The sequence below is a fragment of the Paenirhodobacter sp. genome, from assembly GCF_050177655.1.
Classification (GTDB): Bacteria; Pseudomonadota; Alphaproteobacteria; order Rhodobacterales; family Rhodobacteraceae; genus Rhodobacter.
The window spans coordinates 1-23169 of sequence record NZ_JBFXGV010000055.1; the positions used below are offsets into that span (position 1 = coordinate 1).

The 23169-nt window shown below is 67.4% G+C and carries 22 protein-coding genes and 1 CRISPR repeat array; of the genes, 9 read left to right on the forward strand and 13 right to left on the reverse strand.

The features are described 5' to 3' along the window. Positions 1-16: 16 nt before the first annotated feature. Positions 17-1441 carry an aldehyde dehydrogenase family protein gene (locus AB7U46_RS15545; RefSeq protein WP_428337898.1) on the forward strand — a complete coding sequence of 475 codons (1425 nt, stop codon included), beginning with the start codon at positions 17-19 and terminating at the stop codon, positions 1439-1441. Positions 1442-1786: 345 nt separating this feature from the next. Beyond that, a CRISPR array of direct repeats spans positions 1787-2481; the repeat unit is 31 nt; unit sequence GTTTCGATCCGCGCCCCCGGGTGGGGGCGAC. Between the two features lie 180 nt (positions 2482-2661). On the opposite strand, the gene cas2 is transcribed toward AB7U46_RS15545, so the two are convergent. From cas2 to AB7U46_RS15600, 11 genes are all read right to left on the reverse strand, one after another. Next, positions 2662-2952 (reverse strand): CRISPR-associated endonuclease Cas2, encoded by a 291-nt coding sequence (cas2, locus tag AB7U46_RS15550; protein WP_428337899.1) that lies wholly within the window; start codon positions 2950-2952, stop codon positions 2662-2664. 1 nt (position 2953) lies between these two features. Next, positions 2954-3988, reverse strand: a complete 1035-nt coding sequence (cas1c, locus tag AB7U46_RS15555) for a type I-C CRISPR-associated endonuclease Cas1c (RefSeq protein ID WP_428337900.1) — start codon at positions 3986-3988, stop codon at positions 2954-2956. Next, a complete protein-coding gene (cas4, locus tag AB7U46_RS15560; RefSeq protein WP_428337901.1) occupies positions 3985-4623 on the reverse strand; it encodes a CRISPR-associated protein Cas4 in 639 nt (212 codons plus the stop codon). The genes cas1c and cas4 overlap by 4 nt, the downstream gene beginning before the upstream one ends. Before the next feature lie 2 nt (positions 4624-4625). Further along, positions 4626-5579: a type I-C CRISPR-associated protein Cas7/Csd2 gene (cas7c, locus tag AB7U46_RS15565; protein ID WP_428337902.1), complete on the reverse strand. Its 954-nt coding sequence runs from the start codon at positions 5577-5579 to the stop codon at positions 4626-4628. Beyond that, the gene (gene cas8c / locus AB7U46_RS15570) at positions 5576-7315 is read right to left on the reverse strand and encodes a type I-C CRISPR-associated protein Cas8c/Csd1 (protein ID WP_428337903.1); all 1740 of its coding nucleotides are present in this window, start codon (positions 7313-7315) and stop codon (positions 5576-5578) included. The genes cas7c and cas8c overlap by 4 nt, the downstream gene beginning before the upstream one ends. Further along, positions 7312-8010, reverse strand: coding sequence for a type I-C CRISPR-associated protein Cas5c (cas5c, locus tag AB7U46_RS15575; protein ID WP_428337904.1), 699 nt, complete (start codon positions 8008-8010; stop codon positions 7312-7314). Before cas5c ends, cas8c begins: the two co-directional genes overlap by 4 nt. Positions 8011-8096: 86 nt before the next feature. After that, positions 8097-10334: a CRISPR-associated endonuclease Cas3'' gene (locus AB7U46_RS15580; RefSeq protein WP_428337905.1), complete on the reverse strand. Its 2238-nt coding sequence runs from the start codon at positions 10332-10334 to the stop codon at positions 8097-8099. Positions 10335-10410: 76 nt separating this feature from the next. Next, a complete protein-coding gene (locus AB7U46_RS15585) occupies positions 10411-11634 on the reverse strand; it encodes a glucoamylase family protein (protein ID WP_428337906.1) in 1224 nt (407 codons plus the stop codon). After that, complete coding sequence (locus tag AB7U46_RS15590; RefSeq protein ID WP_428337907.1) at positions 11634-13988, reverse strand: glycoside hydrolase family 3 N-terminal domain-containing protein; 2355 nt, start codon at positions 13986-13988, stop codon at positions 11634-11636. The genes AB7U46_RS15585 and AB7U46_RS15590 overlap by 1 nt, the downstream gene beginning before the upstream one ends. Before the next feature lie 78 nt (positions 13989-14066). Further along, the gene (locus tag AB7U46_RS15595) at positions 14067-15866 is read right to left on the reverse strand and encodes an ABC transporter ATP-binding protein/permease (RefSeq protein WP_428337908.1); all 1800 of its coding nucleotides are present in this window, start codon (positions 15864-15866) and stop codon (positions 14067-14069) included. 310 nt (positions 15867-16176) lie between these two features. After that, positions 16177-16638 carry a hypothetical protein gene (locus tag AB7U46_RS15600; protein ID WP_428337909.1) on the reverse strand — a complete coding sequence of 154 codons (462 nt, stop codon included), beginning with the start codon at positions 16636-16638 and terminating at the stop codon, positions 16177-16179. 631 nt (positions 16639-17269) lie between these two features. On the opposite strand from AB7U46_RS15600, the gene AB7U46_RS15605 reads away from it, so the two are divergent. Further along, positions 17270-17584, forward strand: coding sequence for a hypothetical protein (locus AB7U46_RS15605; protein ID WP_428337910.1), 315 nt, complete (start codon positions 17270-17272; stop codon positions 17582-17584). 197 nt (positions 17585-17781) lie between these two features. After that, positions 17782-17931, forward strand: coding sequence for a hypothetical protein (locus AB7U46_RS15610; RefSeq protein WP_428337911.1), 150 nt, complete (start codon positions 17782-17784; stop codon positions 17929-17931). On the opposite strand, the gene AB7U46_RS15615 is transcribed toward AB7U46_RS15610, so the two are convergent. Both AB7U46_RS15615 and AB7U46_RS15620 read right to left on the reverse strand, forming a co-directional pair. Next, positions 17915-18379, reverse strand: a complete 465-nt coding sequence (locus AB7U46_RS15615; protein WP_428337912.1) for a hypothetical protein — start codon at positions 18377-18379, stop codon at positions 17915-17917. The genes AB7U46_RS15610 and AB7U46_RS15615 overlap by 17 nt on opposite strands. A gap of 100 nt (positions 18380-18479) precedes the next feature. Beyond that, positions 18480-19184 carry a hypothetical protein gene (locus tag AB7U46_RS15620; RefSeq protein ID WP_428337913.1) on the reverse strand — a complete coding sequence of 235 codons (705 nt, stop codon included), beginning with the start codon at positions 19182-19184 and terminating at the stop codon, positions 18480-18482. A 746-nt stretch (positions 19185-19930) separates the two neighbouring features. On the opposite strand from AB7U46_RS15620, the gene AB7U46_RS15625 reads away from it, so the two are divergent. The 6 genes from AB7U46_RS15625 (at position 19931) to AB7U46_RS15650 (ending at position 23062) form a co-directional block, all read left to right on the forward strand. Further along, complete coding sequence (locus tag AB7U46_RS15625; protein WP_428337914.1) at positions 19931-21175, forward strand: tyrosine-type recombinase/integrase; 1245 nt, start codon at positions 19931-19933, stop codon at positions 21173-21175. Then, entirely contained in the window at positions 21175-21840 is a 666-nt protein-coding gene (locus tag AB7U46_RS15630; protein WP_428337915.1) for a hypothetical protein, read from the forward strand. Before AB7U46_RS15625 ends, AB7U46_RS15630 begins: the two co-directional genes overlap by 1 nt. Before the next feature lie 79 nt (positions 21841-21919). Further along, positions 21920-22117 (forward strand): helix-turn-helix transcriptional regulator, encoded by a 198-nt coding sequence (locus tag AB7U46_RS15635; RefSeq protein WP_428337916.1) that lies wholly within the window; start codon positions 21920-21922, stop codon positions 22115-22117. Beyond that, the gene (locus AB7U46_RS15640) at positions 22117-22338 is read left to right on the forward strand and encodes a hypothetical protein (RefSeq protein WP_428337917.1); all 222 of its coding nucleotides are present in this window, start codon (positions 22117-22119) and stop codon (positions 22336-22338) included. The genes AB7U46_RS15635 and AB7U46_RS15640 overlap by 1 nt, the downstream gene beginning before the upstream one ends. Continuing rightward, complete coding sequence (locus AB7U46_RS15645) at positions 22338-22559, forward strand: hypothetical protein (protein ID WP_428337918.1); 222 nt, start codon at positions 22338-22340, stop codon at positions 22557-22559. The genes AB7U46_RS15640 and AB7U46_RS15645 overlap by 1 nt, the downstream gene beginning before the upstream one ends. Next, positions 22556-23062: a hypothetical protein gene (locus tag AB7U46_RS15650; protein WP_428337919.1), complete on the forward strand. Its 507-nt coding sequence runs from the start codon at positions 22556-22558 to the stop codon at positions 23060-23062. Before AB7U46_RS15645 ends, AB7U46_RS15650 begins: the two co-directional genes overlap by 4 nt. Positions 23063-23169 lie beyond the last annotated feature (107 nt).

Consider the following 23169-nt stretch of genomic DNA (forward strand, 5'->3'; position numbering starts at 1 on the left):
CGCCCGGAGACCGGACATGACCCATTCCCTGCACTTCTACATCGACGGCGCCTGGGTGGCCCCCGTCACCCCCGCCGAGATCGAGGTGATCGACCCGGCGACCGAGCTCGCCTATGCGAAGATCTCGGCCGGCAGTGCCGCCGATGTCGACCGCGCCGTCGCCGCCGCGCGTGCCGCCTTCCCGGGCTGGAACGCGACGCCGGTGGAAGAGCGCATCGCCGCGATGAAGCGGCTGCTCGCCGTCTATATGGAGCGCTACGAGGAGATGGCGCAGGCGATCAGCCACGAGATGGGCGCGCCGATCACCTGGGCGCGCGAGGCGCAGGCCTATGCCGGGCAGGGCCATCTCGAGGCGACGATCGCGGCGGCCGAAAGCTTCGCCTGGGAGGAAAGCCGCGGCACCACCCGGATCCTGCGCGAGGGGGTCGGCGTCTGCGGGCTGATCACGCCCTGGAACTGGCCGATGAACCAGATCATGTGCAAGGTCGCCCCGGCCCTGATCGCGGGCTGCACCGTGGTGCTGAAACCCTCCGAGATCGCGCCGATGAGCGGCGTGCTTTTCGCCGAGATGATGGACGCGGTGGGCCTGCCGAAGGGCGTGTTCAACATGGTCAACGGCACCGGCCCCGAAGTGGGCCAGGTGATGGCGGGCCACCCGGATGTCGACATGATGAGCTTCACCGGTTCGACCCGCGCCGGCATCATCGTCGCGCGCACCGCCGCCGAGACGGTGAAGCGCGTGGCGCAGGAGCTGGGCGGCAAGTCGCCCAATATCGTGCTGCCCGATGCCGACCTCGAAAAGGCGGTGAGCGAGGGCACGATCGGGGTGATGAACAACACCGGGCAAAGCTGCGACGCGCCGACCCGGATGCTGGTGCCGGCTTCCCGCCATGCCGAGGCGCTGGAGATCGCGCGCCGCGCCGCCGAAAGCGTGGTGATCGGCGATCCGCAGGACGAGGGCACCACGATGGGGCCGCTCGTCTCGGCGCTGCAGTTCGACAAGGTGCAGCGGCTGATCCAGGCCGGCATCGACGAGGGCGCGGTGCTCGTCACCGGCGGCACCGGCAAGCCCGAGGGCCGCAATGTCGGCTATTTCGTGAAGCCCACCGTCTTTGGCGGCGTGACCAACGACATGACCATCGCGCGCGAGGAGATCTTCGGGCCGGTGCTCTCGATCCTGCCCTATGAGACGGTGGAGGAGGCGATCGCGATCGCGAACGACACGCCCTACGGGCTGGCGGCCTATCTCCAGGCAGGGGACATCGAGACGGCGCGGGCTGTGGCGCGGCAGCTGCGCGCGGGCTCGGTCTATGTGAACGGGCCGGCCTGGGATCTGTTCGCGCCCTTTGGCGGCTACAAGCAGTCGGGCAACGGGCGTGAATATGCCGACTGGGGGATCCACGATTTCACCGAAGTGAAAGGCGTCTGCGGCTGGGAGTGATCCCACCGCGGAGCGCGTGGCGGCGGGCGGAGCGGCCCCGGCCCGCCCGGAACCGAGCCCCCGCCGCGCGATCGCCCGGGGCACGCCGCGGCGGTCGTTCGACGGTCATTGCGTCTTGGGGGCAGGGAAAGGGGGCTGTGCAGCCCCCTTTGCGCAACGGTCTCGCCATGACGAAGGGCGGTATTGTTCCCGAGGGCAGATGGCCGCCCGAAGATCTGTCGTGACCGCTCGCGGCACCGTTTGCAGAGCGGGAGCTTGCGCAAGAGGCCGGGCGCGACGCGCGTCGATCCGCGCCCCCGGCGGGGGCGACATCCGGGTCAGCTTGTCCATCTTCTCGGCGTTGTAGTTTCGATCCGCGCCCCCGGGTGGGGGCGACATCGCCGACCGTGAAGGTGAGCGGCGTATCATCGCCGTTTCGATCCGCGCCCCCGGGTGGGGGCGACTGGCCCGATCCATCCGCAGCGCCGGAGAGACCGACGTTTCGATCCGCGCCCCCGGGTGGGGGCGACCCCGCCGGGTTGCCCGACCGCTGCGCCCAGACCTCGTTTCGATCCGCGCCCCCGGGTGGGGGCGACCGATAGCGCCAGCTCGGCTTTTGCGCGCGGCCGATGTTTCGATCCGCGCCCCCGGGTGGGGGCGACGGTTTCCCTTGCCAATACCGGGACGCGCGGCACCGGTTTCGATCCGCGCCCCCGGGTGGGGGCGACCCCTGCGGCCTGCGCGGCAAGCGCGATCAGAACAGGGTTTCGATCCGCGCCCCCGGGTGGGGGCGACGCCCCGGTTCCTAGGGAGGTGCCGCTTTCGGCTGCGTTTCGATCCGCGCCCCCGGGTGGGGGCGACGTTTCTGATTGAGCCTGCCAATGGCGACCGCTCCTTTGTTTCGATCCGCGCCCCCGGGTGGGGGCGACCGGCGTCATCGGCGCCGGTGACGGTGGAAACGGCGGTTTCGATCCGCGCCCCCGGGTGGGGGCGACCTTCTTGCGTCTTTTTAATGCCACCGATTTGAGCGGTTTCGATCCGCGCCCCCGGGTGGGGGCGACTGCTCCATCTCTACCGCCTTGTTATTTCAGCGTAAATACCCGGCCGCCTGCGAGAGGGGCGCGCCGGGTCGGGGGCTGTGCCTTCGGCCCGCGCCCATCGCCACAAAACTTTGCAATGTCAAAGAGCTGTGCCCCCTGCGAACCTCCCGGACAAAACGGCACGCTTGCGGTTCGCAGGGCTCAGACGATCAGCGGGCCGTTCAGGTCCGTCGCGGGCTTCGCCCCCACATGCTCGACCCGCCGCGTCCAGTTCGCGCCGAGGAAGTAGAAGCGCAGGCTGTCGTGCTCGGGCGCGATGATCGCCTCGAGCCGCGCGCGCAGCTTCGCCCATTGCGCGGGATCGACCCCGATCTCGAAGACCGAGAACTGCACCCGCTGGCCCCAGTCCTCGCAGGCCTTCGCGACCCGGCGCAGGCGCTTCTTGCCGCCCTCTTCGAGCGTGTTCACATCGTAGGTGACCAGGACCAGCATCTCAACTCCAGAACCAGGGTGGGTAGCCGTCGATGTCGCCGCGCAGATGCCGCGCCAGCATCTGCGCCTGCAGGAAGGGGACAAGGCCGAAGGGCGCCTTTTCCTGCAGGAACGGGTGCAGGCGTTCCTCCTTCTTGCGCTCCTGCCAGGCGGTCAGCACAGTCTTGCGCCCCTCGTCGGAGAGAAGCACCGCGCCGCCTTCCATCGCGCGGAAATCGCCCGCGCGCAGCTGACGGCGGTTGACGAGCGAGAGCGCGAGACGATCGGCAAGTGGCGCGCGCAGCTCCTCCATCAGGTCGAGCGCGAGGCTCGGCCGGCCCGGGCGGTCGCGGTGCAGAAAGCCCACCGCCGGGTCGAGCCCCACCGCCTCGCAGGCGGAGCGGCAGTCATGGGTGAGCAGCGTGTAGAGGAAGGAGAGCAGCGCGTTCATTGCATCGCGCGGCGGCCGGCGGGAGCGTTGCGTCCAGCGCAGCTCGGCGTCGGGGGAGCGGATCAGGTGGTCGAAGATGCCGAAGTAAAGCGTCGCGGCCTCGCCCTCGGAGCCGCGCATCGCGTCGGTGGTGCGGTCCGTCATCTGCACCCGGCGCAGGATCTGTGCGATGCGGTCGGTCGCGGCCTCGAGCGCGGCGCGGGCCTCGGGCGCCATCTCGGCGCCGTAGTCGCGCAGCGCGCGCCGGATCACCGCGCGCTGGTTCGCGACCTTGCCCAGAACGATGGCGCGGACGATCTCCTCCCCGGTCTCGGCGGCGCGGTATTGTGCGCGGCGCAAGAGCACATTGCCCGCGACCGGGCCCTCGATGCGGGCCTGGAAGCGACCGTTGCGGTCGAGCAGCACCAGCGTCACGCCGCGCTCGGCGCAGGTGCCGATCAGCGCCGGGGTGAGCAGCACCGGGCCGAAGGCGACGACCGAGGCGAGCATGTGCAAGGGCACGCGGGCGCGTTCGGCCCCCTCGACCTCGGCCACCAGATTTTCGCCGTCCTTGCGCAGCGCGGCGCCCTCGGTGGTGACATAGACGGTGTTGAGGAGCTTTTTCATTCCTCCTCCAGCGCGCGGGCAAGCATCCGGTCGCGCCAGGCGCGCACCGGGCGGGCGTAGCTCTCGGGGCGGCAGAGCTCGATCAGCGAGCAGGCCTTGCATCGGGCGCGGTGTTCGGTCGGCGGCGGGGTGCGGCCCGCGGTGAAAAGCGCGGCGAGGTCCGCCACCGTCGCCTCGGTCAGCGCGCGCAGATCGGCGTCGAAAGGCACCGTGACGCGGCGCTTCGTCTGGGCGTAGTAGAGCGCGCCCTCGGGCACCGGGCGGCCGGTCATTTCTTCGAGGCAGAGCGCCTGCGCGCAGAGCTGCGCCTCGTCGGCGCGGTGGAGTTTGGGCCGGCCGCGTTTGTATTCGACGGGGAAGGGGGTCTCGCCGCCCGATCCGGGAATGAATTCGACCAGATCGGCAATGCCACTGAGGTTCAGCCGCTCCGAGGCGAGCGGCAGCGAGAGCACCCGCCGCACTCCGCGCGCGCGCCGCGTGCCGCCCTTGTCGGCCACGGCATGGAGCACGTCGCCCTCGGCGGTGAAGCGGTTCTCGGCCCAGAGCCGCTCGAGGTGGATCAGCGCCGCCTGACGCAGGCAATAGACCGCATGCTGCACCGCCGAGAGCGGGATCGGATCACTCCCGGCGGCCACGGTCAGACCAGATCGAGGATCTCGACCCCCGCGGGCAGGCCCTCGCGGTCGATCTCGATCCGGTAGTCGGAGAATTTGCGCGCCGGGGCGAGGTTGCCCAGGCCCTTGTCGTCGGGCGCGCGGAATTCGCCGTCGACATCGCGGCCGATCCTGACCCGGTCGAAGAGCGCATGCGCCGGCGCGTTGCCGAGCGCGTTCTCGTGGCGGAAGACGATCAGCCGGCGCGTCGTCATCTCGCCGCGCGCGGCGGAGCGGTCATGTTCGAACATGTTTTTCAGCGCCTCGAAGAGCAGCTCGAGATCGGCCTCGGAGAACCCGGTGCGCTCGGCGAATTTGGCCGAGATGAAACCATGCGCGACATAAAGCCCGTAGGGCACGATATGCTTGCGGCCCATGGTGCGGTTGTCGGTGCGGGTGTCGCCCTCTTCCGCCCCTTCGGCGCGTTTCTTCTGCTCGGCCTCGTTGGTCGCGGCCATCCGGGTGATGGAAATTTCCACCGGCAGGATCGGCTCGACCGAGCTTGCGAAGGTCATCTGCACCGGGCCCTTGACCTGACCGCAGTTGATGCCCGTCGACATCACCGCGCCGAAGGTCCGCACGTCGAAGAAATTCGCGCACATGAAGTCGCGCAGCGCCTTTGCCTCGGTATCGTCCTTCGGGTTGAGCTTCGCGTCCTTCTTCGACTTCTCGTCGCCGCGCAGCGCGACATAGGCCGCGCGGTGCTTCTCGTTCAGGATCGCGCCTTCCTCGACATAGATATGCAGGCCCGCCTCGCCGGGATGGGCGAGATCGACATAATTGCGGATCTTGCGCTTCAGGCTGACGTCGGTGACGAGGCCATGGCTGGTTTCCGGATCGAGCCGCGGCAGATTGCCGGCGTCCGGGTCGCCGTTCGGATTGCCGTTCGCGACATCGAAGATCAGCACGAAATCGTGGCGGCGGGAAAGCGGGCTCATTCGGTCACCTCCGGGGTCTTGTCGTCATGCTTGCGGAAGAAGTCGCTGCGCTGGTGGTAATAGCCGATGCCGAACAGCGCCTGTTCGGCGGCGTTCAGCGTGGCGGGGATCGGGTCGGCGGCGGGGTCCATCAGTTCGGTGATCGCGCCGATCAGCTTTTCGAGGTTCACCGCCCGCCCGGGGCTGAGCTTGCGCAACTTCGAGAAATGGTTCTGCGCGCCGGCGTCGAGGGTGCGGAACACCTTCTGCGGGCTGGCCGAGGCGGCGCCATAGAACTTGTCCTTGATCGTGGCATTGACCGAGCCGCCAAGCGCGGCGCGTTGCACCTCTTCGTAAACGGCGAACAGCCGGCCGAGGATATAGCCCCGGTTCGTATTGGCGGGATCGAGCGCCACGGGAACCTCCCATGAAAAATTGCGTTTCAGAACGGATTTGAGGATCGCGACGCGCAGCGCGTTCACCGTGCCATCGGCGCGGATGCGCATCAGCGTGGTGGCGAGCAGCGTCTGCGGATAGCGGGTTCCGGCGAGGATCGCGCGCATCCACTCGCCGGCGATCAGCGGCGGCACGTTCTCGCGCTTGCCCTGAACGGCCAGCTCAACCAGGTAGCGCCAGAGCGGCGGCCAGCCCTCGCGCGGGGGCGGTTCGAGCCGGGTATCGTCGAGAAAGCGCTGGTAATGCACGGTGAGCGTGCCGAAATCGCTTTCCCACCAGAACCGCACCGACAGCCGCGCGGCATTGGGCGCAAGGCCGAGCACGCAGAAGCGCACGCCCTTTTCCAGCTCGGGCGCGATCTGCGCGAGCGGCCGCCCCTCGCGGATCGCGGCGAGCTTGTCGCGCACCCGGGCGGTGGCGATGGCATCATCACCCGTCGTGTCGCCGCCGAACATCGCGGCGAAAACGTCTTCGGCCGTGCCCGCGCTTTCCATGTTTTCGGCATCGGCCCAGAACACCGTCGAGGCGTCGCCGATCTGCAACCGGTGCTTCGGATCGGCGAGGAAGCGGTTCAGCGCGGTGGTATAGGCGAAGGCCGCGGCCTCGGAGACCGGCGCGTTGCCGCCATTCTCATGGCCGTATGAAATGAAAGCGTCGAGGTTGAAGGAAATCAGGCTCGCGCCCGAGCTCTGCGCGCCCCACACGCCCTTGATCTTCGGGTGCACGTCCAAGTCCGGGCCACGCTCGCCCGTCACTAGGCAGAGGCGCGTCTGCGCGACCTTTTCTGCCTTGACCTGGCGCCAGATTGCCTGCGCTGCAGGACGATCGTGCAAGAACCGCTCGCGATATTCCTCCTGCAACGCGAAGACGACGTTGAGATCTCGCATGTCCTCGGTCCAGAGCGGAGGCGCGAAGTCTTCCGGAGTCCAGCGGGAGAGAAACAGCAGAAAAGCGCGTAGCCCGGCGTCTTCGGTTCCGTTCAGCCAGCGTTCGTGTTCTGAAATGAAAAAAGCATGCTCTTCGGCTGTGCGTTTTGCCTCTCCGGCAGTGACGCCGAGAGCATACGCGGTCTTATCCCAGAGAAAGCAGGATTTTTTGCCGCTGGTCCGCACCGGGGGCTGCGGCACCAGCATCACCCGCGGGCTGCGCTTCTTGTCGGTGTCGCGCAGGTCGATCACCTCGGTGACCGTGCCATCACCGTTCAGCACCACGCAAAAGCCGATCTTCTCGGCCGAATAGCCGAAGGGCGGGGCATCGGGCAGCCGGTCATAGGCGCGCACGAGGGCGGCGAGCAGGCTCATCGCTTCACCTCGGGGCTGCCGGGCGGGGGTATCTCGAGCACGCCGTCGCGCAAGCTCGCGCGGAACAGGAGCGACGGCCGCCCCGGCGCGCCGTGGTCGATGTCCCAGAGCATGAAGCCCAGATCGCGCGGCACGCCAAAGCCGAGCTCGGGCGTCTCGGCCTCGGGGGCGCGCGGGGGCAGGGGGGCGCCCGGCTCGATCAGCGCGAAGCTCGCGGCGAATTCGCGGGTGCCGAGGCAGGGCTGGTGAAAGCACTGCCCCCGCGCCGCACGCCGGTTGAAGATGTCGAGATGCTTGCCCTCGCTGTCACGCGCATCGGCGCGGGGTGTCAGCGTGAAATGCGCCTCGATCACATAGGCGGGGCGCACCAGCACGGTTGAGGCGCGCTGCTGGCGGTCTTCGTCGACCAGAAGCTGCAGCCCCTCCAGATCGCCGCGCTTCATCGCGGATTTCACCTTGCCGGCCGGCGCCTTGTGGCCGACCTCGTTGCGGCGGATCTGCTGGAAACGGATCGGTTCGAGCACATGGATGCGGTCGATCCCCCAGCGGATCGCGGGCTTCCAGTGGATCGCCTCGAGGATGCCGCGCGCGGCCGAGGGCGTCATCACGTCGTAGCTCTGCCGCTCGACCTTCAGCTCGGGCCGGGTGAAGAGGGCGTAATTCCCCCAAACGTGCAGACGAATGCCGTAAGCCATGACTTCCTCCCAATGGGGTCAGGCTATCCCGTGGCGCGAGTCGCGCAAGGGGGAAAGCGCCGCGGGTGACGCGGGGGCGCGCGGGTTCAGATCTGCCAGTTTTCCTCGCCCAGATACTCCGCCCCTTCCCACCAGAGGCCGGTCTCCGCGCGGTAGAGCGAGCCGGTTTTCAGCACGCAGAACTGGTCGCCGCGCAGCTCGGGCGCGGCAAAGTGGGCGTGGCCATTGGCGATCAGCCGGGCGCGGTCGCGCGCCGGGATCTGCACGGTGAAGGGTTGCAGCGCGCGGGCGAGCGTACCGGAGGAGATCTGGGCGATGCCGAGCCTCGTCACCTCGGCCCCGGCGGCCGCTTCGGTTGCGACGATCACCGGCACCATCTGCGTCTCGATCATGTGGAACTTCTCGGCAGCGCTGCGGTACTGAAAGGCGACGCCGCTGCCCGCGGCGGTGAACATCCCGAGGATGCCTTCCTTGTCCAGCACCGGGGCGCCGGCGCGCCAGTAGACCTCCTCGAACCAGTCGCGGATCGCCTCGGGGGCGAGCAGGTCATCGTATTTGCGGGCGGCGGCGCGCATCGCCTTTGCCAGCGCCTCGATCTCGCCTGTGGTGGGCGCGTCCGTGGCCTCGAAGACGGTCAGCGTGCTCTCGGCGATCGGCCGCCGCCCCTCGCGGTTCACCCGGCCCGCCGCTTGCACCACGCTGTCAAGCCCGACCTCGGCGCGCCAGCCGCGGGGGAAGTCGAGGTCGACCCCGGCCTCGATCAGGCTGGTCGCGATCAGCCGGCAGGGGGTGCCCGCTGTCAGCCGCGCGCGGATGTCGGCGAGGATGCGGCGGCGGTGCGCGGGGTATTGGCGCGTGGTCAGATGGACGAGCCCGCCGAGCCCTTCGGCGCGCGCCGCTTCGTAAAGCGAGAGCGCATGGCGACGGCTGTTCACGATCACCATGCCCTGCCCGGTGGCGCCGAGCGCGGCGATCAGCGCGGCGTCGTCCATCGGCCCGCCCTGCACGATCCGGGCGCGCCGCATCTCGCGCGCCAGCGCCTCGGGCGCGGGGGCAAGCTCGCGGCCGGAAAGCGGCAGGCCCTGTTCCAGCTGCGCGCTGTCGAAGGCGGGCTGGGTCGCGGTGCAAAGCACCACGGTGCAGCCATAGTGCCGCGCGAGCACGTCGATCATCCGCAGCGCCGGCAGCAGGAGCGGGCGCGGCAGGCATTGCGCCTCGTCGAGCACGATCACCGCGCCCGCGATATTGTGCAGCTTGCGCGCCCGCCCGGGCCGCGCCGCGAAGAGGCTCTCGAACAGCTGCACATTGGTCGTCACCACGATCGGCGCGGCCCAATCCTCCATCGCCAGATGCGCCTTCTCGCGGCCTTCCTCGTTGCCCTTCTCGCTCTCGATCGCGGAATGATGTTCGAGCACGACCTCGCCGAGGCCGCGAAAGACATCGCGGAAGGTCGCGGCGGTCTGGTCGATGATCGAAGTGTAGGGGATCGCGTAGATGATCCGCCGGTGGCCGTGTCGCGCGGCATGGTCGAGCGCGAAGCCGAGCGAGGCGAGCGTCTTGCCGCCGCCGGTCGGAACGGTGAGGGTGAAGAGCCCGGGGGCGCGTTCGGCCCCGGCGCGGACATGGTCCAGGATCAAGCGCCGGCGCCGGTTCAGATCGCCGTCCTCGAACCCTGCCATGTGTCGCGCGAAAGCGGAGCGCAGCTCGGGCAGCAACGCGCCGAGCGCGGGCCAGTCGCGATCCCGCGCGCGCCCCTCAAGGGCGTCGTAATAGGCTTCGGTATCGCGGAAATCGGCATCGACGAGGCAGGAGAACACCATCCGCCCGGCGACCGAGAGGTCGAACCCGTCGCCCTTGCGCATCTTCGCGGCGAGTTCGCGCCCGGCAGGAACGAGATCGACCTCGGTTGCGGAGGTGATTTCCGGTGCGATCCGGTCGGTGAAGGCGTCGAAACGCGCGGTCATCGCCGCGGCCGATCCGGTCGTATCGGGCAGGCCCGCGTGATGGCCGAGGATCGCCTGGGCGAGGATCTCTGCCGCGGGGCGCATGCCCGCCGGGGCCCGGTCGCAGATCAGCTTCGCCCCGGCGGTCGAGTGGTCGACGCGCGCGCTGCTGCCCGACAGGCGGTCCTGGAAGGCGGGATCGTATTTGCCGAAGTCATGGAACAGCCCGGCAAGGCGCGCGGCCTGCGCGAGGGACAGCGGCGCGCCGTTGCTTTCGGCGCGCGCGGCGGTTTGGCGGAGATGGGTCTCCAGCGGCTGCCAGTCGGCGGGGGCGCCCGGGGTGCCGGAATGCGCAAAATACGAAAGCAAATCGCCGCCCACCGGTTTTTCCCCTGCATGGCCGGAACCGAGGGTGGCGCAAAGCCGCGCCGGGATCAAGCGCCGCCCGTCGGCGCGCTCAGGCGATATGCGGCACCCGCGTCATGCCCATCTTCGCCAGCGCCGTGGCGATCTCGGGGCAGGACATGAAGAGCCGCCACAGAAGACCCGAGCGGGCATTCTCGACCATCACCACGATCGGCCCTTGGTCGATGGCGAGATGGCTCGTGCTGACCCAGCCCGTCGTTTCGTTGAACGCATCGCGAAAGCCATAGGGCCCCCAGAGCCTGTCGCCCAGATCCTCGTGATAATGGCGCAGCGCGGCCAGTGACTGTTCGGGCGTGTAGGGCAGCGACGCGATCGCCGCGGTGGGGGCGATCACGCCGCGGTCGTTCGTCGGCGAAAACGCGTCATAGCCCCCCTCGCAATCGCAGGCGGTCAGCCCCCAGGCCGGGCCATAGCCCGCAAACCCCTTCGGATTGTCCTGCGCGTAGGCGTGATGGATCAGCGCATGGGCGCGGTTCTGCTCGAAATAATCGACATTGCGATCGGCGAGGCCGCGCGGATCGAGCCCCATGAAACTGTAATGGGTGAAGAACAGCGGCCCGCCGAAATCGGGGCCGAGCGGCAGGCGGATGCCGTAGAATTCGCGGCCGTTGAAGTAGCTGCGGGAGCTCTTCCAGCCGATCTCATAGGCGGCCGGGTCGATCGGATGGCTGGGCGAGGCGAGCGCCAGGACGAAGGCGATGAGCCCCTCGTGATAGCCGGTGATCGGCAGGCCCACGGCCCAGTCGTCCTGCGCGCCGCGGTGCCACATCATCCGCTCGCGCGCGGGGCAGAAGGCGGCCCAGTCCACCGCGCGCCAGAGCGCGTCGATCCGCGCGGCAAGCGGGTCGGCGCCAAGCCATTGCCGCGCGCTCAGCAGCCCCATCATCAGGAAGGCGGTCTCGACGATGTCGCCGCCGTCGTCGCGCGGCGAAAAGGCGATGGTGGCGCCGGTGGTGCCGTTCATCCAATGCGGAAAGGCGCCGTGATAGCGCGGCGCGGCGGCGAGGAAATCGGTGATCGTCGCGATCCGCGCGACGACCTCCGCGCGCGGCACGAAACCGCGCTCCGCCCCCGCGATCAGCGCCATGATGCCGAAACCGGTGCCGCCCGTCGTCACCGTTTCGGCGATGTCATAGCTGGCCGCCCCGCCCGAACGCTCGCGCGCCATCGCGCTCACCGGATGGGCGTGATCGCGGAAATAGGCGAGCGTGCGCGCCTGCACGAGATCGAGCAGCGCCGCGTCGGACAGCCGCATCAGCGCCTCCAGCGGAAATGCACGGGGGTGAGTTCCTCGGCATTGGGGCCGATCAGCAGGTCGAATTCGCCGGGCTCCCAGTCGAGCCGGGCGCTGGCGAGGCTCTCGCCCACCGGGTAGCGCAGATCCTCGGTCGTGAGGGTAAAGGTGACGCGGGTCTCGGCGCCGGGCGGCAGTTCGACCCGGGCGAAGCGGACGAGCTGGCGGCTCGGGCGCGCGGTCTGGCCGGTGAGATCGTGGAGCCAGGCCTGCACCACCTCCGCCCCCGCGCGCGCGCCGGCATTGCGCAGCGCGACGCTGACGGTGAGGGTCTGATCGCCTGCCAGATCCGTCGCGCTCGCGGTGATCGCGCCGTAGTCGAAGCGGGTATAGCTGAGCCCAAAGCCCGCCGGGAAAAGCGGCGTCATCGGGTTTTCGAGGATGCAGGCGGTGGTGAACTTGCGGAACCAGTGGCCCCCGGCGCCGACCTCGGTATCGCCCGCGACATCGACGCCCGCACCCCAGATCGGGCGCCCGGAGGGCAGATCCTCGGTGCGATAGGGCAGCTGGCCCACATTGCGCGGCAGCGCCTGCGAGAGCCGCCCCGAGAAATTCGCGCGGCCGGTCAAGAGGTCGGCGAGCGCATTGCCGCCCTCGGCCCCCGGGTGGCCCGTCCAGATCAGCGCATCGACCCGCGCGGCCTCATGCGTCAGGGCAAGCGGGCGGCTCGCGAGCGCGACGAGGATCAGCGGCTTGCCCTCGCGCGCGGCGAGATCCGCGATCGCATCGAAAAGCGGGCGCTGCGCCGCGGGCAGGGTGATATCGGCGCGGGTCGAGCTTTCGCCGCCATGCTCCTTCGCCTCGCCGAGGCAAAGCAGGATCGCATCGGCCCCGGCGGCCACGGCGCAGGCCTCCGCGATCATCGCGGCGGGCGGGCGCGGGTCGATCACCACCGAGGGCATCTCGCGGTTGTGCATGTTGAGCCGCGCGGCGAGCGAGGGATCGTCGGCGATGTTGCAGCCCTTCGCGTGCTGCACCCTCACCCCCCCCGCGCGCAGCCCCTCGAGCAGCGTCACCGATTGCTTCGGGTCGACGTCGATCGCCCAGGTGCCCTGCAGGTCGATCCGGTCGTCCGCCAGCGGGCCGATCACCGCAAGCCGCGTCGTGGGCGCGAGCGGCAGCGCGGCGCGCTCGTTTTTCAGCAGCACCATCGACTTCACCGCCGCCTCCCGGATCAGCGCGCGGTTGGCCGCGGTGCCCGTGACCCGGTCGCGCAGCGCTTCGTCCATGCCGATATAGGGATCGGCGAAAAGCCCGAGCCGCCATTTCGCCACCAGCACCTCGCGCGTGCGCTCGGTCACCTCCGCCTCGGTCACCGGGCCGAAGCGATAGGCGCCATCGGGGCCGGCAAAGGCCTCGGGGTGCTCCTTCCCCTCGGCGATCAGCCCGGGGAGGTAGCGCAGGAAGGCCTCGCTCACCAGATCGACGTTCACCCCCGCCTTGAAGGCGAGATAGGCCGCCTCGCGCCCGTTCGCGGCGATGCCGTGATGCACGAGTTCCGGGTCGATCGCGGTGAAATCGGTGACGATGATGCCCTGAAAGCCGAGGCGCCCGCGCAGCACCTCGCGCAAAAGCACCCGATGCGCGGTCACCGGCATGTCGTTGATCGTGTTGAAGGCGACCATGATCGCGCCGGCGCCGGCCTCGATGCCCGCGCGGAACGGCTCCATGATCCGCATCAGCGTCGCGACCGAGGCCTCGACCGAGGCATAATCGCGCCCCGCACGCGCGAGCCCGTAGCCCATGAAATGCTTCAGCGTCGCCATGAACCGGTCGGGCCGCGCCATGTCGCCATCGGCGCCCTGATAGGCGCGCACGATGGTTTCCGCGATCCGCGCGCCCAGGTAGGGCAGCTCGCCATTGCCCTCGGCGATCCGGCCCCAGCGCGGATCGTGGCAGATGTCGAGCATCGGCGCCCAGTTGATCGTGATGCCATCGGCGCGGGCCTCGCGCGCGACCATCTCGTTGACGCGGCGGATCAGGTCGAGATCCCACGAGCACGAGAGCGCGAGCGGGATCGGCCCGCCGGTGCGGTAGCGCTGGATGCAGTCCTTGCCGAAGAGCAGGGGGATGCCGCTTGGCCCTTCCTCCACCGCCAGCCGTTGCAGCGCGCGCCGCTCCGCGACCGAGCGGCCGACCGAGACGCCGCAGAGCTCGCCGCGGCGGACCTTCGTCTCGACATCGACGGCGCGGCCGACGCCCGTGGTGTCGACGCCCGAGCCCGAGGGATAGTTCAGCTGGCCGATCTTCTCGGCGAGGCTCATGCGCGAAAGCAGCGCGTCGAGCGTGGCGTTCATGGCGAGGGGGGTGGACATCGGAAGGCTCCCATCGAAAGGGGTCGCGGCGGGGTCTTGCGAAAGCTACACCCGCCCGGGGGAGGGCCGGAAGCCCCCTCAGACGTCGTAGCTCTCGGGGTCGAAAACCAGCCCCTGCGGATCGCGCCGCAGCCCCACGGTGCGGGTGTAGAAGCCGGGCTGACCGCCGTCATGGCCGATGGTGACGACGCCGGTGGAGGTGAGCCGCTCCATGAAGATCGTCTCGATCTGGCGCCGGGTGGAACGCGCGACGAGGTTCAGCGCGTCGTCGATCACCACCCAGTCGGGGCGATGCAGGATCACCCGCGCGAAGGAGAGGCAGTGCTTCTCGTTCTCGGACAGGTGCCGGTCCCAGCGATGCACCGTGTCGAGATCGCCGGCGAGCCGGCCCAGCCCGACATCGGCGAGCGCGGCGGCGATGCGCGCGTCCTCGATGCTCGAGCCGGGGTAGGGGTAGGCCACGCAATCGCGCAGCGAGCCGCTCGGCACATAGGGGCGGGAGGGCAGGAAGAGCACACGGTCCTTGGCCGGGCGGGTGATCGCGCCCTCGCCCCAGGGCCAGAGCCCGGAGAGCGCGCGGAAAAGGAGCGTCTTGCCCTCGCCATGGGCGCCCTCGATCAGGATCCGCTCGCCCGGGCGGAGCGCGATCCGCTCCTCCGTCAGCGAGACCGAGCCCGCCGGCCCCGCGACCTTCAGCCCGGCGAAGACCAGCTCCGGCCCGGCGGTTTCGGTGATGACGATGCGCCCTGCCTCGGCGCCGAGGTCGTCCATCTCGATCACCGCGCGGCGGAAGCCCGCGACGCGCATCAGCGTCGCCTGCCAGTCGGCGACGGCGGCGAAATTGTCGACGAACCAGCGCAGCGAGCTTTGCACCTGGTTGAAGGCGCCGACGATCATCATCAGCTCGCCAAAGCTCATCTGCCCGGAGAAATAGGTGGGCGCGGCGACGAGGATCGGCGCCACCAGCGTGAACCAGCCATAGCCCGCGGTGACCCAGGTGAGCCGGGTCACCGCCCCGACGATGCGCCGCAGCACGACATAGATCGTGCCGAAGGTCTCGAGCAGCCGGGCGCGTGCGGGGCGTTCGCCGCCATAGATCGTGATCGCCTCGATGCTTTCGGAGGCGCGCACCAGCTCGAACCGGAAATCCGCCTCGCGCGCATAGTGATCGGCATTGAGGCGGACCAGCGGGCGGCCCACCGCCCAGCTCGCGAGCGAGGCGCCGCCCGCATAGAGCAGCGCGCACCAGACCATGTAGCCCGGCGGCGCGAAGACGAATGAGCCGATCGTCACCGACATCCCGTCGCTGAGCCGCCAGAGCACCCCGATGAAGGAGAAGAGCAGCAGCCCCGCCTGCAAGAGGCCGACGCCGAGATCGGTGGTCAGATCGGTGAGGTGCTGCGCATCCGCCGCCATCCGCTGATCGGGGTTGGTTCCGATCGCCCCCGCGTTCGACAGCCGGAAGGCGCGCAGCGGCGCCAGCCATTCGGCGAAGAGATCCTCGACCAGCCCGCGCCGCAATTCGAGGCGCGTGCGCTGGTTGAGCCATCTTTGCGTGACGTTGAGCGCGAGCAGGATCCCCGCGATCACCGCGAAAACGAGGAGCTGCCGCAGGAAGCCGGCCATGTCCTTGCGCGTGAGCGCGTCGTAGAAGGGCTGGCTCCAGGCGTTCAGCCGGATCTGCATATAGGCGGTGACGCCGATCACCGCGACGATCCCCCCGGCGAGCGCGAAAAGCCCGTTGCGGCGCGGCGAGGCGAGGAATGCCCGTGCCATCTGCCGCACATCGGCGCGGATATTTTCCACTTTCGAGGGATCTTCTTCAGTCACGATGGTGCCATGGCTCAGACGACCGGCGGAGCGGCCAGGATCGACCACAGCACCACCCACGGGGCAGCGCAAGGCTTCGATCGGCATTGTGATGAAATGAAAGGGGTTTTGGGAGCGGACAGACCCCGGGCCACGACGTCGGGATCGGCGCGAAGACGGCCACTGGCGCGCGCGGGAGCGGCAAAGGGTCAGCTGTCGGCTGAGTTGTGACTGGAGCGATTGCAGGGGGCAGGCGGAAGCGGCCCCGGGTCATGCGCGCCCAGGCTTCCGGCTTTGACGGGCGATGCGGAAGTGCTGCGCCCGACGAGACGGGGCCGCAATGTCGCCAGCGCTGTGACCCCCGATCTCCCGATGGCCCTCACATGCACCTGGGATCGAAGCGCGCATGGCGTGGCGCGTAGGTCAGTGCGACAAGGTACAACGAAGAATGATCGGTGTTTGGTCGGATCGAAACCTCCGTAAACCCGCCCCGGATCTTGGCCCCCCATATGTCGTCATCAAGGGCATCGCCCGTCATGATTTTCGCGTCTGGAAAGCGCTCAGCATAGTCCTGGAGCGCGCGCAGGAACGCATCGCGCAATGCCGACACCTCGCCGTAATACGAAATGATCGCCAGCCCCTGATAGTCGCAGCCCCCGCCATTTCCACCGTTGTAGACGCGTCCGAAACTTTTGATGACCCTGGCCCCGCTCGGCAGGTTTGCGGATGCGAGCTGCCTTGCAAGGTTGTGGCTGCGGAGACTGTTGTCGATCGAAGGCAGGACCGGGAGGATCGACGCCGCGAACAGGAAACCGAAAGCTGCGCGTTTCCCGAGTTTCACGTCAAATCCCTCATGAACATCCAGTCAATCTGTCCGAACACTGCCCGCTTTGCCGCACCCGGGCAAGATGGGGCCGCGAAGGTCACGAGGCTCTGCGGCAGGCCCGAAGCGGGCATTCGTGCCGCGCTCCGCAAAACGCCGGTTTTGAGGAGGTGGATGCAGAGCTGGACACGCGGCCGCGCGATCGCGCCAAATCAGCCTCGGGTCGTCCGACACACCCGTGGACGAGGCTGCAGAGCGCGCAGCGCTTCGCGTCGCGGCCCCGTCCGGATGCGGCCCTCGCTGGTGTCGGTGGCGATACCGGCTTGCCGCAGGCGTCGACGGATCGCTGGAAATTCGCTGGACGTGGCATCCCGATCCGATACTTTCCAGACGTTCGTTTCGGTCTTGGCTGGTTCCCGGGTTTTGAGAGTGTCGATCTTTGCGCAAAAGGTTCCGCCTGCGTCCCCGCCAGGGCGGCGATCTTTCAAGGCTCATGTGTCGCTGCTGGCGTCCCCTCAGGTGCGCTACTTGCCTGGCACCGGTGCGGGACACCTCTGTCTGGCGCTTTGCCCTGGGCGGATCGCGTCGGGATGCGGTTCCCGGAGCGTTCTGCCCGAACCGCGGGGCTGGCCGTGAGGAGCCGGATCGGATGAAGATCGCCCTTGTCGTTCTCTGGGTTCTGGCGACGCATGTCGTGATGGTCGTGCTGAGCCGGCATCTCGTGCGGAGGCGGCATTATCCGTTCTTCGTGGCCATCCGGCAGGCGCGCGGCAAGCCGGCCTCCTACCTGCATTTCCTGCTGCTCTACTATTCCTGGCTCGATCCGGCCACGATGGTCGCCTCGATGCAAAGGCCGGGTTTCCGCAGAGATCAGCTGCTGTCCGGTTTGATCTATGGCCTGGGCTTTGTGCTTTCGCTCTTCCTGCTTCTGATCGTGTTTTCTTCCGCAACGGCAAGCTCATGATCACGATGCCGGACGCCACGCGCCCCCCCTTGCCGACAGCGGTCGTTCACCTCTATCCGGCGGGCGGCATCGCCCTTTTCGGGGAGACCTCGAGCGAGAGGCACTCCTCGCGGCCATCGCGCGCCCCGGAGGGGGGCGTCCGAGGACGGCTGTCATTTCGGGCTGTGAGGCGCTCGTCCAACCGCGTGAGGCATGAAATGTTCAAAAGAATTTCTGACCTTCTGATCCAGATCCATCAGCAGCACAGGAAATCTTACGAAGACCCGTTCAACCCGAAAAATCTTTTGCGCGCGGCAATTTTCATCGTGCTCTGGCTGGGGATCGCCTGGATTATCTCGCCGCACTGACCTGCCGGGCCCATTTGCGCAGGCTTCGGTCTTCCGAGACGCGCAGCACGATCTCCTCGCGATGGCTGACCTCGTCCAGCCATGCCTCGGGAATGACGCGCCCCATCAGCGACCGCGGCGGCCAGTAATACAGCTCGAGCGCGCGATGTTCTACGCCCGCCGCGTCGCGGATGGTGTACCAATCCGCCTTGTTCAGGGAAAAACAGGTTCTCACGCGATAGATCAGATAGACACGATGCCAGCGGCAGTCCTGATAGAGCGCTTGTCCCGTGCGCTGCAGCGATTGCGCGACGGTGCGGCGCGACAGATCGCCCTCGGCGACGATCGCGTCGAAGAACGCCGTGTTCTGCCACAGGCTCCAGGCGACGCCCCAGCGCGCCAGTTGGTCGATCCCCAGCACCAGCGCCAGCACGAGGGGGATCTTGCCAGACCAGGGCTTTCCAGACATCGCTCCCCCTTCCGCAACGGGTCGTCCGGGCCAAAGACTACCGGGGCGCCGTGCCGGGTTCCAGCGCCGCAGCGGGCCAATGCGCCGCGGCGCGTTGCGATCAGGCGCCGTGCAGATGCAGATAGAGCCCGGCGGCGAGGCCGAGATCCCAGTCGTCGGATGGCACGTTCCGCCAGTCATGCGCCTCGGACCAGCCCCCGTCGCGCCATTGCGCAAAGAGAAGGCGCAGAAATTCGGGCGCGTGACCTGTGGCCCCGATCCGCGCGAGGATCGCCGCGGGCAGCCGGGCCAGGGCCTCGGCGCGCTCCTCCTCGGTGGCGGGCTCGAACTCGAGCAGTGACCAGGCGCCCGACCAGACCCGCCACGGGCCGAAAGCCTCGGTCCAGCCGTAGCGGCGCGCGCGCGGCGCCTCCATGTAGCCACAGCCGACCAGCGCCTCGCAAAGCGCGACCTCCACCGGGCCATCGGGGGTGACACCGTCCTTGTCCTCGGCCCACCCCGCGACGTATCCCGCCTGAGCGCTGACGCCGGCCAGCAGCAGATCGAGCCCCGCACCGTCGAAGCCCCCGGGCAGGACAAAACCGCCATATCCGCGTTGCAGCACGCGCCAATGGCTGCCCGCCGACGCCAGCACGCCCGCGCGCTCAAGCGCCATGCAGGCGATCTCGAAATTGCTCTGCGCCTCGTCGCGCAGCAGATGCGGCGCGGGCGTGTCCTGGCTGAGCGCGCGGAACATCTCGCCTGCAAGCCATGCGGTGGCGGCATGGGCAAGCGCGCGCCCCGGAGCGGACAGGTCTTCGGTCATCGGGGCTTTCACGAGAACAGGACGGGAGGTCTTTGGTCGGCAGTCGATCCGCCGCGGAGGAGGGGGCACGAAACCGGGCGGGCCGGTCAGATCAGCCTGAGCATAGCGAAAGCCGCGGCCCCGCCAAGTGTCCACAGATCGAAGGCAAGCATCGGAAGGAGGGTGAAAATCGGGGGAGTCGGCACGATGCGGGCGCCGCTCCCGCCTCGTCATCCATCGCCCGCAGGTCGCTTCGGCTGCGGCGCGGGTCTGCTTGCGCTCCGTTTCCGGTGTGAAGATCACATCCCGATAAGGCGCCACGATGATGCGACGGTTGTAGCGGGGCATCCCGGCGGTTGCGGGGACGTGGGGCGGGGAGGTCGCAACCATGCTCGTGTTTGACTGGGGAAGGGTTGCGAGGCGATCGACACACCAAAAGGCGCGGATCGAGGCAGCATGGATTTTCGCAAGGAAAACGGCGCCCGCCTGCGCGGCAGAGGCAAATCCCCTGACAGGAAAAGCAGATCTATCTGCTACTTTTCAGGAGAATTTTGGTGGAGCCAAGGGGGGTCGAACCCCTGACCTCTTGAATGCCATTCAAAAATCTAGTGCCAACGCGGCCTAACGTATCAAAACACCATACGAGCATCAAACCCATTGAAATAAGGGGTTTAGAAGCATACGTTAGGCGAAGTTAGTAACGCTGGGGAACACTACATATAGGGAACTCTGTTCCCCAGATTGTTCCCCCGAGGAGATTTCTTGACATGAAGCTGACCGCCGCGACCGTCGAAAAGCTCAAGCCCACCGACAAGCGCCAAGAAATCCCCGATAGCCTCTGCACCGGGCTTTATCTGACCGTCCAGCCGAGCGGGAAAAAGGGCTGGCAGGTGCGCTATAGGCACGGCGGCACGCACCGCCGCATGACGCTGGGGGCTTATCCGGTTCTCTCTCTGGCAGACGCTCGGCAGCGGGCGCGCGACATGCTGGCCGCAGCGACCGAGGGCCGCGACCCAGCGGGCGAGGTGAAGGCCGCAAAGGCTCCGAAACCGCCCAAGCCCGAGACAGACCGCGACACGGTGGCGGCGGTGATCGACCTCTTTCTTAGGCGGCACGCGAGCCGCAACCGGCGCGGCGACGATGTGGCGGCGATGTTCAAGCGCGAGATCATGGCGAAGTGGGGCGAGCGGGAAATTCAGTCGATCAGCAAGCGCGACGTGATCGAGGTTCTGGACGCGATTGTTGACCGGGGCAGCCCCGTGACGGCGAACCGGCTTCGGGCGCATCTCAACACGCTTTTCAATTGGGCGAAGGGCCGGGACATTGTGCAGGCGAATCCGCTGGACGGCATCAAGCCCCCCGCGCCGGAGAAACCGCGCGACCGGGTGCTGAGCGATGACGAAATCCGGCTGTTCTGGAACGCCTGCGACGGGCTGGGCTATCCGTTCGGGCCGCTCTATCACATCCTCTTGTTGACCGGGCAGCGGTTGCGCGAGGTGGCGGAAATGACGTGGCGCGAGGTGGACGGGAACACCTGGACCCTGCCCGCCGATCGCTCGAAGAACGGTGACGAGCACGTTATTCCGCTGTCGCCCGAGGTGCTGGCGATCCTCGAAGGGCTGCCCCGCATTGGCCGCTTTCCGTTCTCGACCACGGGCGAAACCCCGGTTTCCGGCTTCACCCGCGCGAAGGAACGGCTCGACAAGTTGATGGGTGAGGCGGTCAACAAGGATCTTCCCGAGGGGGCCGATCCGGTCGCAATCGCGGCCTTCACAATTCACGATCTGCGCCGCACGGCGGCAACCGGCATGGCGGGGTTGCGGTTCCCGCCGCATGTCGTGGAAGCCGTCTTGAACCACCGCAGCGGCACCCGGCGCGGCGTGGCGGGCGTCTACAACCGTTTCGACTATGCCGACGAAAAGCGGGCGGCGCTGGACGCATGGTCGAGGCGGGTGGCGGTGCTTGTTGAGGGCGAGGCCGGGAACGTGGTGCGGATCGAGAGGGCGCGGTGATGAGAGATCCGGCCAAGGAATGGGGGTTGCCCGATTGGCGGGATGCCGGTGCGTATGGCGACACTGCGGCGTGGAGTTTGGAACGCTGGTTTTGGGAGTTCCTGCGACGCCGCGACGATTTGAGAACGGAATTTGACGAAAAAAAGGATCAGAAATATCAAGATAGTCTGCTTCTCTGGAAGCGAGATAACTCCGTTTCCCCGGATGGCGTCAAAACGCCATATAAAGCGGGTTTCAGTGTTGGAACGCGAAAGATATACCCTGAGAGTCATATTATTGAGCATCTGCCAAATCCCCGGATCGGAGATCAGCCCTATTATGCTTTGCCTCGTCTTTATGACCGGGCACTCACGCAGGTTGGCAAAAAATATATCGGGCCGGACGAAAAGTATTTTCGAGTGGACTTCGATTTGGATATGCCGATCAGGCCTCAAATCGAAGAGGCGGAAAAGGCGCTCAAAGAGTTTCAAATCCACCGAAACGGAAAAACCATTCAAAAGCGCCGTCACACCGAAAAGTGGCTAACCTACCTTCGCGTGCTCGATGCCCGCGAGTGCGGCGCGTCATGGTCCGAGATCGCCACCATTTTACCAATGACAGCGGGCACCGAGCAGACGGCGCGGGACACTTGGGAACAGGCGCGGGCCTTGTGTTTTAATTTCTGATTTTCTTCCGCAATCCCGCCAGGCATGAGCGTTAGCCATGGTGAAGCCTCATTACGCCAGTCAAGCGGAGGCTTTCTAAATGGCACGAAAACTAATCCCGGCACCCCGCCTGCGCGCGGAATACTTCGGCGGCGCGAGCGACATGTGGCTTTGGAGGCGGCTGGCCGACCCGGCGTCGGGTTTCCCGCGTCCGATTTACATCGGGAAGCGTCGTTTCTTCGATGAAGCTGAAATCCTCGCGTGGATCGCGCTGCAGGCCGAGCGGGGGGCCGCGTGATGCTGACCCTCGAAACCTGCCTGCGCCTCTGGCCTACCATTCTCATGCGCGCCCCTGTCGGCACCGAAGACCACGAATTTGCGATGAAGATCGAGGTGCAGGCGTTGCGGCCCGGCTGGGAACCCGGCCCGATTGCGCTTGGCTACATGCGCGCGTTGTGCGCGAAATATGCCGCCGATGGTAAGCGCCTCGACCCGGACTTTTGCGGGGATGCGCTGTGATGGACACGAGGCAACAGCGGTGGCGCAAGCGCCACCCTCGCGCTTATCTCGCGCACCTGACGGTGCAGAATGCTTTGCGGCTTGGCGTGATCGAGCGCCAGCCGTGCGCAGTCTGTGGCGATCCGAAGGCCGAGGCGCACCATGAAAACTATGACGACCTGCTTTCGGTGACCTGGCTTTGCCGGAAGCACCACAAGGCGCACCATGCGAAGGGGGCATGATGGGACGCGACAGGCGGAACGAAAAGCGTGCCGAACACTTCGCCGCAATGGTCCGTGAAACGATGGAAACGCCCGCTTGGCGGGCGCTTCCGCCCGTGGCGCAGGCGCTTTATCCGTGGCTCAAGCTCGAATGGCGCGGGCCGAAGATGAACAACAATGGCCGGATTCAACTCAGCGTTCGGCAGGCGTCGGAGCGGTTGGGGGTCGGCATCAATACCGCCGCGCGAGCCTTTCACGACCTGCAAGCGAAGGGCTTCCTTGTCGTCACGCAACAGGCACGGCTTGGGCTGGCCGGGCAGGCAACGGCGCCCGAGTTTGAGTTGACCGAGGTTCACCTCCCGCACGCCTCGCCACCTGTCGGGCGCAAACTCTATCGCAGATGGTGCGAAGGCGCAGATTTCCCGGTGCAGAAGGCGGCGGTTCACAACCCAGCGGGAAAGCAAAAAAAGAAAAACCCTGTCATCAAATTGGTGACGACACGTCACCAAAACGGTGACGTCTGAGCCCTTGACGTCACCAAAACGGTGACAGGACGTCACCAAAACAGTGACGAAACCGGCCTTTTCAGGTGGGGTGACGTCACCAAATCAGTGACACCCTTAATTACCAT